Annotated in this window: 11 protein-coding genes, 1 tRNA gene and 1 pseudogene; 9 read left to right on the top strand and 4 right to left on the bottom strand. The window is 68.6% G+C overall.

The features are described 5' to 3' along the window. Positions 1-215 precede the first annotated feature (215 nt). Positions 216-1,649 carry a pyruvate kinase gene (gene pyk, locus NDAS_RS15615; protein WP_013154177.1) on the top strand — a complete coding sequence of 478 codons (1,434 nt, stop codon included), beginning with the start codon at positions 216-218 and terminating at the stop codon, positions 1,647-1,649. Between the two features lie 127 nt (positions 1,650-1,776). Here the strand turns inward: pyk and NDAS_RS15610 are convergent, their stop codons facing one another. The 3 genes from NDAS_RS15610 to NDAS_RS15600 form a co-directional block, all read right to left on the bottom strand. Continuing rightward, complete coding sequence (locus NDAS_RS15610) at positions 1,777-2,766, bottom strand: DUF1266 domain-containing protein (RefSeq protein ID WP_013154176.1); 990 nt, start codon at positions 2,764-2,766, stop codon at positions 1,777-1,779. 209 nt (positions 2,767-2,975) lie between these two features. Continuing rightward, the gene (locus NDAS_RS15605; protein ID WP_013154175.1) at positions 2,976-3,761 is read right to left on the bottom strand and encodes a helix-turn-helix domain-containing protein; all 786 of its coding nucleotides are present in this window, start codon (positions 3,759-3,761) and stop codon (positions 2,976-2,978) included. 118 nt (positions 3,762-3,879) lie between these two features. After that, positions 3,880-3,962, bottom strand: a tRNA-Leu gene (locus NDAS_RS15600). Between the two features lie 144 nt (positions 3,963-4,106). Here NDAS_RS15600 and NDAS_RS15595 point away from each other — a divergent pair. From NDAS_RS15595 to rpsD, 8 genes and pseudogenes are all read left to right on the top strand, one after another. Continuing rightward, on the top strand, positions 4,107-4,673 hold the full coding sequence (locus NDAS_RS15595; RefSeq protein ID WP_019610955.1) for an ANTAR domain-containing response regulator: 567 nt from the start codon (positions 4,107-4,109) through the stop codon (positions 4,671-4,673). Positions 4,674-5,071: 398 nt separating this feature from the next. Next, complete coding sequence (locus NDAS_RS15590; protein WP_013154173.1) at positions 5,072-6,628, top strand: branched-chain amino acid ABC transporter permease; 1,557 nt, start codon at positions 5,072-5,074, stop codon at positions 6,626-6,628. Positions 6,629-6,639: 11 nt separating this feature from the next. Next, positions 6,640-7,629: a branched-chain amino acid ABC transporter permease gene (locus NDAS_RS15585; RefSeq protein WP_013154172.1), complete on the top strand. Its 990-nt coding sequence runs from the start codon at positions 6,640-6,642 to the stop codon at positions 7,627-7,629. Beyond that, a pseudogene (locus tag NDAS_RS15580) lies at positions 7,619-8,502 on the top strand (ABC transporter ATP-binding protein). The gene NDAS_RS15585 and the pseudogene NDAS_RS15580 overlap by 11 nt, the downstream one beginning before the upstream one ends. Beyond that, positions 8,495-9,364, top strand: a complete 870-nt coding sequence (locus NDAS_RS15575; RefSeq protein ID WP_013154171.1) for an ABC transporter ATP-binding protein — start codon at positions 8,495-8,497, stop codon at positions 9,362-9,364. The pseudogene NDAS_RS15580 and the gene NDAS_RS15575 overlap by 8 nt, the downstream one beginning before the upstream one ends. Positions 9,365-9,748: 384 nt before the next feature. Further along, positions 9,749-10,096 (top strand): HesB/IscA family protein, encoded by a 348-nt coding sequence (locus tag NDAS_RS15570; protein WP_013154170.1) that lies wholly within the window; start codon positions 9,749-9,751, stop codon positions 10,094-10,096. Positions 10,097-10,448: 352 nt separating this feature from the next. After that, on the top strand, positions 10,449-11,420 hold the full coding sequence (locus NDAS_RS15565) for a carbohydrate kinase family protein (RefSeq protein WP_013154169.1): 972 nt from the start codon (positions 10,449-10,451) through the stop codon (positions 11,418-11,420). A gap of 332 nt (positions 11,421-11,752) precedes the next feature. Next, positions 11,753-12,364 (top strand): 30S ribosomal protein S4, encoded by a 612-nt coding sequence (rpsD, locus tag NDAS_RS15560; protein WP_013154168.1) that lies wholly within the window; start codon positions 11,753-11,755, stop codon positions 12,362-12,364. Positions 12,365-12,639: 275 nt separating this feature from the next. Here rpsD and NDAS_RS15555 read toward each other — a convergent pair whose 3' ends face one another. After that, positions 12,640-12,888 (bottom strand): sulfurtransferase TusA family protein, encoded by a 249-nt coding sequence (locus NDAS_RS15555; protein ID WP_013154167.1) that lies wholly within the window; start codon positions 12,886-12,888, stop codon positions 12,640-12,642. Between the last annotated feature and the right edge of the window lie 99 nt (positions 12,889-12,987).

Here is a 12,987-nt window from a genome sequence, read left to right as displayed (position 1 = left end):
CTCCGAACCCGGCCCCGGCACACCCCGGCCCCGCCGAGGCCGGACCCCCGCGCCCACCCCGCCCCGACACCCCCGCCAGCGAGGACCCCCACACCACCCAACGCCACCGAACCTCACCCAGGGTGCCCGAAGTTCGACTTCCCGCAGCCCCACATACGTCCATTCGCAACCTGGTTTAGACCACTCCATCCTCCAGACGCTCTAGAGTGTTAAGCGTGACACGTCGAGCAAAAATCGTCGCGACCCTCGGTCCCGCCACCTCGAGCCCGGAAGTCCTCCGCAAGCTCGTCGAAGCCGGACTGGACGTCGCCCGACTCAACCTCAGCCACGGAACCCACGACGACCACAGCGCCAACCTCGCCAACCTGCGAGACGCCGCTGAGGCCGCACAACGAGCAGTCGGCGTCCTCGCCGACCTCCAAGGGCCCAAGATCCGCGTCGGCACCTTCGCCGACGGCCCCGTCGACCTCAACGTCGGCGACGAGTTCACCATCACCACCGACGACGTCCCCGGAGACGCCCACCGCGTCTCCACCACCTACAAGGGACTCCCCGCGGACGTACGCCCCGGCGACCGCGTCCTCATCGACGACGGCCGCATCGCGCTGGAGTGCACCAAGACCACCAGCACCGACGTCCACACCCGCGTCATCGTCGCCGGCACCGTCTCCAACCACAAGGGACTCAACCTCCCCGGCGTCGCCGTCAGCGTCCCCGCACTCACCGAAAAGGACGAGGCGGACCTGCGCTGGGCCCTGCGACAGGGCGTCGACATGGTCGCCCTCTCCTTCGTCCGCAGCCCCGCCGACGCCGAGGAGTGCCACCGCATCATGGACGAGGAGGGCGTCACCGTCCCCCTCATCGCCAAGGTCGAGAAACCCCAGGCCGTCGAACGGCTCCAGGACATCATCGAGGTCTTCGACGGAGTCATGGTCGCCCGCGGCGACCTCGGCGTCGAACTCCCCCTCGAAAACGTCCCCATGGTGCAAAAACGCGCCGTCGAACGCTGCCGCGACAAGGCCAAACCGGTCATCGTCGCCACCCAGATGCTCGAATCCATGATCGGATCACCCCGGCCCACCCGCGCCGAGGCCTCCGACGTCGCCAACGCCGTCCTCGACGGCGCCGACGCCGTCATGCTCTCCGGAGAGACCAGCGTCGGCAAGTACCCCGTCGAGACCGTCGAGACCATGGCCCGCATCGTCAGCGCCGCCGAACAGGAATCCCTGCGCGCCTCGCACATCCTCAACCGGGTACCCGAGACCACCGGCGGAGCCATCGCCCGCGCCGCGGCCGAGATCGGCGCCACCGTCGGAGCCAAGGCACTGGTCGCCTTCACCATGTCCGGAGAGACCGCCCGACGCCTGGCCCGCTACCGCTCACCCATCCCGCTGATGGCCTTCACCACCGAGGAGACCACCCGCGGCGTGCTCTCCCTCACCTGGGGAGTCGAGAGCAATCTCGTGCCCTGGGTCGACAACACCGACGACATGGTCCGCCAGGTGGAGGCCGAACTCCTCCAGCTCGGCGACTACCACAAGGGCGACAAAGTCGTCATCGTCGCCGGAAGCCCGCCCGGAACCACCGGTTCCACCAACTCCCTGCGCGTCCACCGCCTCGGAGACGCCGTCGCCCTCGCGGCGCGGTAGCAACACCCGGGCGCCCCGCACCGGGCGCCCCCGACGTGCCGCATCAGGTCCGGCCCGGAGGACACGGCGTATGAGCCGCGCCGCCCACCGGGTCAGGACCAGGTGCGGCCCCGCCGCCGCGCCGCCCTCAGGCCGCCGACTCCCCGCGCACGTCCCCCCGCGGCTCCGACCCCGCCGCCGCGCCCCCCTCGGGCAGCACACGCTCCAACGGCATGTCCCACGGCAACAGGTTCCACGGACTGCGCTCGTCCTCCGTCAACAGACCCAGCGCCGCCCACACCCGGTCCGTCCCGCCGTGGTCGCCCTCCACACCCTTCTCCGGCCACAACAGGTAACCCGCGTGGAAGGCCATCGACAACTGCTGCCACGACGCGTACCGCCGCTGAAGATCCGAGGCCACCCGACGCAACAGCGTCTGCGTCTCCACCGGACTCAACCAGTCCAACGACGCGCCCCCGCACACCAACCGGATCACGTGCACCGACTTCCACCACTGGTAGGCGCCGATGAGCACCGTCTCGTCCGCCTCGGCCACCCCCGTGACCGCGCGCAACCGCGCCACCTGCTCCCCACTCAGCCGCACGTGCGCGCCCGTCACCTGCCCGCCCCGCTCACGCGGCAGACGCGACCTGGCCACCCCCGCGCTCAGATCCACCACCAGGTCCAGCTTCGGACCCGTGCGCAGCTCCTCCAACAGGGCGTCCACCGCCTCCAGCAGCGACTCGCGGTCGGTCACCCCCCACTGGCGCTCCAGCATCCGCTGGTAGGGACGGCGCAGCGACGGCCGCGCCACCACGTCCCAGGGCTCGGCCAGCGCCACCCGGAACGGCGCCGCCACGGCCGCCGCCCAGCGCTCCGTGCTCAACGGCGCGTCGGGGTCCTTGGTGCGCAGGGTGGGGGACTCACGCGAGCCCACCACCAGCTCGGCGAAGGAACCGGTGACCAGCGCCACGACGGGCACGAAGGCCCAGCCCGGCTGGCCGACGGCCACGAGAAGGACGATGAGCAGCGCGACGGGGGTCAGCAGCCACGGCTGGCGGCGCTGGGAACCCCACGCCACCACCACCCAGGCGCCGATAACCAGTGCGCCGACGATCCCGGCCACCGCGGTCAGCACCCGCTGCTCCTCTCCTGAGAAATCGCTTCTGGAACTCCAGGATCAAGGACGCGCGCCCGCGGAGGCGACCGAACTCACGGGTTGTACTCAGGTTGTGGCCGTGATGTGACCGGTTCCGCCAGGTTGCCCCGGCATAAAGTGACAAAGGGCCTATTTGGGGCGGTACCGGCCGGGTAGTTACGCAGGTTCTGGCACGTCTGTCCGGTCCCTCAGTACTTGGGTCCCACGAAGGCGTCCATACGCGCCACGGCCTCCCTCTGTGCGACGGAGACGATGATGGCGTCCTTGTGCGGAGGCTTCGGTGCCACGCGGCTCCTCCAAGCGATCTCCAGGGAGTCGAGAGCGTGGGTCAGGAGGCCGACGATGTCCTGCGAGGTGTTGCAGAAGAAGTAGCGCGGATACTCGTAGTACTTCCACTGGTCCTTGACCCGCTTGCGCACCCGGTTGGAGACACGGCAGCCGTCCGAGTGGAACAGCCCTCGTATGAACTCTTGAGGGTGCTCGTCAACGATCTCCGACTGCCAGGATTTCAGGGCTATCTTCCGAGAGTGCTTCAACCCCTTGCCATGTTGGGGGAAGATGCACCGCCAGTGCTTCGATGTGGCCTTGACCTCGGTGCATCCCTGGCGCTGGACGTGGAAGACACCGACAGGGAAGACCTTGGGTATGGCTGCGGCACACTCCCTCATGAGACCGGGCCATGCATCGCAACAGACGATCGACAGGTAGTCGACACCGTTCCGTATGCCGCCGATGTAGCCGTCACCCAGGTACAGCCCGAGGAGATAGGCGTAGGCCTTCGGTTCTGGCGCACCGGTACCGCAAACCGGGCAGTAAGCGGTGCGGTCTTCCTCTGTATGAGAAGCCCTTCGGCTGCCGTAGCGCCAGTGCCTGATCGCCTGCACGGAGACGCCGCACTGTGCCGCGATGGCTTTGTCGGTCAGACCCAGGGCCTTGAGGCGGAAAGTTTCGTCTACTACGTCACGTGAGTACATGACCTGAATAGTTGCCCACGCCTGTGACATTCCGTCGATGGCGTGGCTACTGTGGGTTGATATGCCCCAAATGGCGAGAGCCGCCCGAATTGGGCGGCTCTTTGTGGGATGTCGTCGGTGCCGGAAGTGGGATTCGAACCCACACGCTCTTGCGAGCCAAGGCTTTTGAGGCCTCTATGTCTACCATTTCATCATTCCGGCTGGTTTGTCCGGTTTGACCCCGGTGGTTCGGTCGGGGTTGCTCCGTCAACAGTGGTATCACGATTGACGCGCATGCCCGTCCCGACGTCCAGCATCCTAGCTGATCTCGGTAACCTCGTGTACGTGACGAGGACGCAGAGCCGTGTGGTGATCGCGGAAGACGAGGCCCTGATCCGCCTGGACCTCAAGGAGATGCTTGAGGAGGACGGCTACGCCGTCGTGGGGGAGGCCGGTGACGGTGAGACCGTGATCCGCCTTGCCCAGGAGCTCAAGCCCGATCTGGTGATCACCGACATCAAGATGCCCGTGCTCGACGGCCTCTCGGCCGCCGAGCGCATCGCCGCCGAGCGCATCGCCCCGGTGGTGATCCTGACCGCCTTCTCCCAGAGGGAGCTGGTCGAGCGGGCGCGCGAGGCCGGGGCCATGGCCTACCTGGTCAAGCCGTTCAACAAGGCCGACCTCGTGCCCGCCATCGAGATGGCCACCTCGCGCTACGCGGAGCTGTCCGCGCTGGAGTCGGAGGTCTCCAGCCTCCAGGAGCGGTTGGAGACCCGCAAGCTGGTCGAACAGGCCAAGGGCCTGCTCCAGAGCCGCCACGGGATGAGCGAGCCCGAGGCGTTCCGCTGGATCCAGAAGAACTCGATGGACCGGCGGCTGACCATGCGCAGGGTCGCCGAGACGGTGGTGGAGACGCTCGGCGGCAAGCAGTGAGCCGCCATCCGTAAGCGGCGCTTACGCGCCCGCGCCAGCCGGACTGAACCGGTCTGGACGAAGGGGGCCGCACCCGACCGGGTGCGGCCCCCTTCGTCGTCCCCGCGCGGCCCTCTCTTCCCGGCCCCTGTGATCACTCCGGTACGCCGGGTGCGGAGAAAGTGTGCATTTGAGGCGCTTAACGCGGTGGAAACAAGACAGATGTTCAGGGTCAATGTGCCAGGTGTACCGGTTTGGTCTCGTTTGCGCACGATGGGGTGACGGTTGGGTCACGTGGCATTAGCGCATCTGAACAACTTGCCTAAATCGGGCTAAACTCACCGCACCGAACAGCAAAGGACAGCGGTGGCGCGTGCGCGCATTCGCCACCGCCACCCTCAGATGCGCAAGGAGCGCGCGTGCGCACACGTCTTGTGACCGTGTTGCTCGCCCTGATCACCGCCATCCTGGTGATCCCGGGGCCAGCGGCGACGGCAGACGAACAGGGCGGTGAAGCGCTGCACGGTCAGATCCTCCATCCGGAGAACCGGGACCAGGGTGTCGAAGGCATCATGATCACGGTCTACGACGGCGAGGACGAGGTCGGGGCGGCGGAGACCGACTCTGAAGGAATGTGGGAAGTGGGCCTGCCCGGACCGGGCACCTACCGCGTGGTGGTGGACCAGGAGTCCGTCCCCGGGGAGTTCGCGGTGATCGAGGCCCTCTTCGTCGACGGTGAGACCGAGGTGGAGGTCGAGGCGGACGACCGGCGGCCGTTGATCGTCGCCCTGGAGGCGGCGGGCGCGGCCGAGGAGGAGTCGGCCTCGCCCTCGCAGGAGGAGACGGAGGACTCCTCCGGCGGGGAGGCGGCCGACGAGGAGTCGTTGGCGCCCACCACCGGCGCCGGTGGCTCCTTCGGGGACCGGGTGCTCCAGCTCACCGCGGCGGGTCTGCTGTTCGGCCTGGTCATCGCGGTCTCGGCGATCGGGCTCTCGTTGATCTTCGGTACGACGAAGCTGATCAACTTCGCCCACGGTGACCTGGTGACCTTCGGTGCGATGATCGCGCTGCTCTTCAGCACGGGTGCCGCGGGTATGGGCAACGCGCTGCTGGCGCTCTTCCTGGGGTTGGGCGCGGCGGTCCTGATCGGCGCCTTCCTGGAGGCCAGGCTGTCGCGGACGGCGCTGGTCGTCGCGCAGTGGTCGTCGATCCTCGTGGGTATCGCGCTGGCGACGGTCCTGGGCGTGATGGGGGACGCGGTCGGTTGGAGCGTGCCGCTGTGGTTGGCCGCGGTGGTCGCGGTGCTGATGGGCGCGGTGCTGGGCGGGTCGATGGAGCGCTACATCTGGCGTCCGCTGCGGCACCGCAACGTGGCGATGATCCAGATGTTCATCGTCTCGATCGGTCTGGCGCTGGTGGTGCGGCACGTGATCCTGGTGCTCTTCGGGGCGGGCCGGGAGCGTTACGCGGGTTTCCAGCTCCAGGAGATGGTGCGTCTGGGACCGGTGTCGATGCCGCCGCGCGACCTGGTGGTCATGGCGGTGGCGGTCGTGGTGCTGGTGGGGGTGGCCTGCCTGTTGCAGTTCACCCGGATCGGCAAGGCGATGCGCGCGGTGTCGGACAACCGGGACCTGGCGGAGTCGTCGGGTATCGACGTGGACCGGGTCACGCTGTACGTGTGGGGGCTCGGTGGCGGTCTGGCCGCTCTGGGCGGTGTGCTCTACGGGCTCAACCAGGTGGTGGAGTACGAGATGGGCTTCCGTCTGCTGCTGATGATGTTCGCCGCGGTGATCCTCGGCGGTCTCGGCACGGCCTACGGTGCGATGGTCGGCGGCCTGGCGGTCGGCCTGGTGGCGATGTTGTCCACCCTGTGGTTCCCGTCCCAGCTCATGCAGGCATGGGCTCTGGCGCTGATGATCCTCATGCTGCTGGTCAGGCCCCAGGGTCTGCTCGGTCGGCGTGAGCGGGTCGGCTAGGAGAGAAGACGATGGATATCCTTTCGATCCTCGCCGAGTCCACCCGGTCGGCGCTCGGCCCGATCGCGGCGATCTACGCGCTCGCGGCGATCGGCCTCAACCTCCACTTCGGTTACACCGGGCTGTTGAACTTCGGCCAGGTGGGTTTCATGCTGGTGGGCGCCTACGGCGTGGGCATCAGTGTGGCGGTGTTCGACCTGCCGTTGGTGGTGGGTTTCGGTGTCGGTCTGTTGTGCGCGTTCGTGATGGCCCTGTTGTTGGGCATTCCGACGCTGCGGTTGCGTGCGGACTACCTGTCGATCACGACGATCGCGGCGGCGGAGGTGATCCGTCTGGTGTACCGGGCGGGTTTCGCCGAGCCGCTGACCGGTGGTGTGTACGGGTTGCAGAACCTGGCGTCGGACTTCCGTGCGATCAACCCGTTCGACGGGGGTGAGCGTTACGGTTTCGGGGCGTTGTCCTACAACGGCAACCACCTGTGGGTTTTGGTGGTGACGTGGGGCCTGGTGCTGTTGATGGCCGGGTTGACGTGGGTGCTGATGCACAGTCCGTGGGGGCGTGTCATCAAGGGCATCCGGGAGGACGAGGACGCGGTCCGCAGTCTGGGCAAGAACGTGTTCGCGTACAAGATGCAGGCGCTGGTGCTGGGCGGTCTGGTGGGTGCCCTGGCGGGGTGCATGCTGGCCGTGTACCAGGCGTCGATCCAGCCGGACCAGTTCAAGCCGCAGGTGACGTTCTTCCTGTGGGTGATCCTGCTGTTGGGCGGTGCCGGTCGGGTGTTCGGTCCGGTGCTGGGCGCGATGGTGTTCTGGTTCCTGATGAACTTCACCGACGGTGTGCTCCAGGGTTTCGGCTCGATGGGGTGGCTGCCGTTCCTGGACGGTCCGGACTACGGTGCGATCCAGCTGGCCTTCGTGGGTCTGTTGCTGGTGTTGCTGATCGTCTTCCGGCCGCAGGGTCTCATCGGCGACCGCAAGGAGATGCTGATCAATGTCAAGTGACAAGGTGGGCGGCGGCGTCGGGTCCGGGGTCGGAGCCGACCGTGTGGCCGGTGCGGAGCCCGTGCCGGGTTCGGCGAAGCCGGATCCGATCCTGGTGGCGGACGGTGTGCGCCGTTCCTTCGGCGGTCTGACCGCGGTGGACGTGGGTCACCTGGAGGTGCAGCGGGGGACGATCACGGCGTTGATCGGTCCGAACGGTGCGGGCAAGTCGACGCTGTTCAACCTGTTGACCGGTTTCGACCGGGTGGACGGGGGGCGTTGGACCTTCCAGGGCAAGCCGATCAACGGCAGGCGCGGTCACCAGGTGGCGCGTGCGGGGATGGTGCGGACCTTCCAGCTGACCAAGGCGCTGACCCGGATGACGGTGTTGGACAACATGCTGTTGGGCGCGCCGGGCCAGTTCGGTGAGCGGATGGCGGGTGCGTTCCTGCGGCCTGTGTGGCGGAGGCAGGAGAGGGAGAACACGCGTCGCGCGCTGGATCTGTTGGAGCGGTTCAAGCTCATCGACAAGCGCGACGACATGGCGGGTTCGCTCTCGGGCGGTCAGCGCAAGCTGTTGGAGATGGCGCGTTCGCTGATGACCGATCCGACCATGATCATGCTGGACGAGCCGATGGCGGGGGTGAACCCGGCGCTGGTGCAGTCGTTGCTGGGGCACATCACGTCGTTGCGCGACGGGGCAAGACGGTGCTCTTCGTGGAGCACGACATGGACGTGATCATGGGTATCAGCGACTGGATCGTGGTGCTCGCCCAGGGCCAGGTGATCGCGGAGGGCCGTCCTTCGGACATCCGGTCCAACCAGCAGGTGATCGACGCCTACCTGGGTGCCCAGGAGGAGACGGCCGAGGCCCCGGGGAGTGGTGATGACTGAGAGCGCGCAGCCGAGTCCGGAGAAGGTGGCGAAGGTCTCGGACGAGGTCCCGGTGGAGGCCGTGGAGGCCGCCGTGGCGCAGGAGCACCGTGAGGAGGTGCTGGAGCAGGCCGGTGAGGCGGCGCCGGTGGGTGGTCCGGAGGACTACCTGTTGTTGGCCAGGGAGCTGGTGGCGGGGTACGTGCCGGGGGTGAACATCCTCAACGGGTGCACCCTGACGCTGTCCGAGGGCGAGGTCGTGGCGATCATCGGCCCGAACGGGGCGGGTAAGTCCACGCTGATCAAGACGGTGTTCGGGTTGATCCCGGTGCGTGAGGGCGCTCTGACGCTGCGGGGGTCCGACATCGCGGGTCTGCCGGCGCACAGTCTGGTGGAGCGGGGGGTGGGTTACGTTCCGCAGACGCAGAACGTGTTCCCGTCGCTGACCATCGAGGAGAACCTCCAGATGGGGGCGTTCCTGCGGCCGCGGACGTTCACGAAGCGGTTCGCGGCGGTGGCGGAGCTGTTCCCGCTGCTGGCGGATCGGCGCAAGGCCAAGGCGGGGTCCTTGTCGGGTGGTGAGCGCCAGATGGTGGCCATGGGGCGTGCGCTGATGATGGAGCCGTCGGTGCTGTTGTTGGACGAGCCGACCGCGGGTCTGTCGCCGATCTACCAGGAGGAGGTCTTCCAGCGGGTCAAGGAGGTCAACCGGACGGGTGTGTCGGTGATCATGGTGGAGCAGAACGCGCGTCGCTGCCTGCAGATCTGTGACCGCGGCTACGTGTTGGACCAGGGGCGCAACGCCTACACCGGTACGGGTGCGGACCTGTTGAACGATCCCAACGTGATCGAGCTGTACCTGGGGACGCTGGCCAAGGGCTGAGTCGCCGTGGGGGAGGGGCGGGGCCCGTGGCGGGCTCCGCCCCTCCCTGTCGTGTGCGGCGGGGGCGGCGGTGCGTGTCGCGGTGGCCGGGTGGCTTCGTGCACAGGCCCGGCGGGGAGATGGCGTCCCGGGGCGGGACAAATTACCCTGGGAGGACGGGCACGTCCGTGCCCGTCCGCGGCCCCGTCCGCAGTGCGGGTCGGGGGCGGGGGAGAACACAGCGGCGCTGTGACGCCCGTGCGGGCCGGTGCGCGAGGAATGCGGTGCCGGTGCCGGGCGTTGAGAACCGTTGAAGAGGACGGGACCCGCCGCGGCGGGCCGGTCCAGACGCGACCAAGGGGGTCGTCGGCCAGCCGCTACCCCTTTCCAGAGGAGCTTTCCAGCATGACGGTTCAGAGCGAGACCACCGAGGGCATCATCCTCACCGACGAGGCGTCCAGCAAGGTCAGGGCGCTCCTTGAGCAGGAGGGGCGGGACGACCTGCGTCTTCGCGTGGCCGTTCAGCCCGGTGGTTGCTCGGGGCTGCGTTACCAGCTCTACTTCGACGAGCGCGAGCTCGACGGCGACGTGGTCAGCGACTTCGGCGGTGTGGAGGTGGTCACCGACCGGATGAGCTCCCCCTACCTGATCGGTGCCACGATCGACTTCGTCGACACCATCGAGAAGCAGGGTTTCACCATCGACAACCCCAACGCCACCGGTTCCTGCGCCTGCGGTGACTCCTTCAACTAGGGGGCGTCGTCCCGCCGGGGGCTCCGGGGTCGGTGGGCCCGAAGCCGTCCGGTGGTCGCGGTCCGGGGCGTGAGGCGTTCCGGGGGCGGTCGTCGGGCGGGCCGGGCCCCAGGGTTCCGGTCGGCGGTGACAGGGTTTTCCGGGAGGGAGGGCGGTTCGTGCCGCCCTCCCCCCTTTTGCCGTGTGCGGGGTTCTCCGTGTGCGGGGCGGGGGCGGGAGCGAGCGGGTGTCCTCTACGCCGCGGGCGCACTGCACTAACCTGGGGCAGTCCGAACCGGGCACGTCCTCTCCCATGCCCGCAGCCCCGTCCGGTCAGCAGACCGACACCTCCCGACCAAGGAGCCTTCGTCCCGTGCGTATCGCGGTTGCCGGATCCATCGCCACCGACCATCTGATGTCCTTCGAGGGTCGCTTCGCGGAACAGATCATCCCCGACCAGATCCAGCAGTTGTCGCTGTCCTTCCTGATCGACGAGCTGGACGTGCGGCGCGGCGGTGTCGCGGCCAACATCTGCTTCGGCATGGGCGGGTTCGGCCTCAACCCGGTGCTGGTGGGTGCGGCCGGGGCCGACTTCGAGGACTACCGCGCCTGGCTGGACCGCCACGGTGTGGACACCTCCGCGGTCTACATCTCCGAGCTGCGCCACACCGCCCGGTTCATCTGCACCACGGACCGGGACCAGAACCAGATCGCGTCCTTCTACGCCGGGGCCATGGCCGAGGCCCGCAACATCGAGCTCCAGCCGATCGCGGACCGCCTGGGCGGACTGGACCTGGTGCTGATCGGGGCGGACGACCCGGCCGCGATGGTGCGTCACAGCGAGGAGTGCCGCACCCGCGGTATCGCCTTCGCCGCCGACCCCTCCCAGCAGCTGGCGCGCATGGAGGGGCCCGAGGTGCGGGGCCTGATCGAGGGCGCGGCCTTCCTGTTCACCAACGAGTACGAGAAGGCGCTGGCCGAGCAGAAGACGGGCTGGTCCGACGCCGACGTCCTGGAGCGGGTGGGCACCCGTGTCACCACCCTGGGCGCCAAGGGGGCGCGTATCGACCGGGCGGGCGAGCCGAGCGTGCACGTTCCGGCCGCGGCGGTGCGGGATCTGGTGGACCCCACGGGTATGGGGGACGCGTTCCGCGCGGGTTTCCTGGCCGCGCACTCGTGGGGGCTGTCGCTGGAGCGGGCCGCGCAGGTGGGCAACGCGACCGCGGTGCACTGCCTGGAGGCTGACGGGCCGCAGGAGTACACCCTGACCGGGGCCTCGCTCCTGGCGCGTCTGGAGGAGTCCTACGGCGCCGGGGTCTCGGCCGAGGTCGCGCCGTTCGTGTAGTCGACGGGTCGGGGTGGTGTCCGCGAACCCGTAGAGTGGGTAGTCGCGACCCGCACGACCCGTGTCCGCCTGCCGGACCGGGCCGCGCCCCGCACGGCCGCCGCTCCCTGGGAGCCGGTGTCCCGCACGGGGAGCCCCGTGCCCGCCGGTGCGCTGAAACGCGTGCCGGTTACCCAGCCCAAGCCGTCCGCGCCGGGTCGCCGCGACGGTGGGGAACCTGTCCCGCTGTGCGCGCTCCGGCGCGCCCGCGCGGGCTCGGGCGCGCTGAGCGCCTCCCAGATCTAGGCCAGCCTTACCTGGGATTCCCCGGATTCATCCGGAAAGGACATTGCATGCGCTACACCGGACCGAAGGTGCGGTTGTCCCGGCGCGCCGGCACCCCGCTGACCCGTAAGGCGGTCAGCTACTTCGAGAAGCGTCCCTACCCGCCCGGTGAGCACGGCCGCCGCGTCCGCCGCAACAGCAGCGACTACGCGGTCCGCCAGGCGGAGAAGCAGAAGGTGCGCTGGTACTACGACCTGACCGAGAAGCAGATGCTGCGCGTCTACGAGAGCGCGAAGAAGCGCACGGGGCGCACCGGTGAGGAGATGCTCGCCGAGCTGGAGCTGCGTCTGGCCACGGTCGTGCTGCGCGCCGGTCTGGCCGCCTCGATCTACGCCGCGCGTCAGTTCGTCAACCACGGTCACATCACCGTGGACGGCAAGAAGGTCGACATCCCGTCGTACCAGGTCAAGCCGGGTCAGATCATCAGTGTTCGGGAGAAGTCCCGCAACATGGTGCCGTTCGTCGAGGCCGCCGAGGGCGTCCACGCCGACGACAAGATCGCCGGATTCCTCGCCGTGAGCCACAAGGACCTGCGCGTCGCGGTCGTCGACCGCCCCAAGCGCGAGCAGATCCCGGTGCCCTTCGACGAGCAGCTGGTCGTGGAGTTCTACGCCCGCTAGCCACCCGCCTCGGCGTGTGCGCGGCCGCTTCCTCCCCGGGGGCGGCCGATGCGGAGCAGCAGGTCAGGCCGCGCGGACTCGGTCCGCGCGGCCTCGCCGTGTCCGGGGTGGTGTGGAGCACGCCACGCCGAGGATTCGGCGGGGTGCGAATCGTTATCGCACCGGAACCGGAACTCCCGGGCCGTGTGGCGCGGGTTTTCGGCCCTCCTCTTAACTCCCTGCCCAGGCCGGGTCCCCGCCCTGCCCCCGGGCGCGGGACGGCCGCCGGGGCCGGGTCAGTACATGCGCCGGATGTGGAAGGCGCTGCCCTGCGCCAGGGGCTGCTCCGCGACGAACTCGTGCATCTTCATCCGGCACCAGGCGGGGATGTCCGCGCTGGCGGCGGGGTCGTCCGCGGTGACCGCGATGACCGCGCCTATGGGCACCTCGTGCAGCCTGGCGGCGAGCATGATGATCGGGATGGGGCACTTGCGGCCCACCGCCTCCACGGTGACCAGGGGAGGCCGGGGCGGGTACTCGGGCACGGAAAACCCCCGTGTGTCGTCGTCTGGTGATGACCATCCTGACCTGGTCCCGTCCCTAAGGCGAACCCGGTTAAGGGCGTCGTAAATCCAGCGATACGC

It is taken from the genome of Nocardiopsis dassonvillei subsp. dassonvillei DSM 43111 (assembly GCF_000092985.1).
GTDB lineage: Bacteria > Actinomycetota > Actinomycetes > Streptosporangiales > Streptosporangiaceae > Nocardiopsis > Nocardiopsis dassonvillei.
This window is presented reverse-complemented; position numbering and strand designations above follow the sequence as displayed.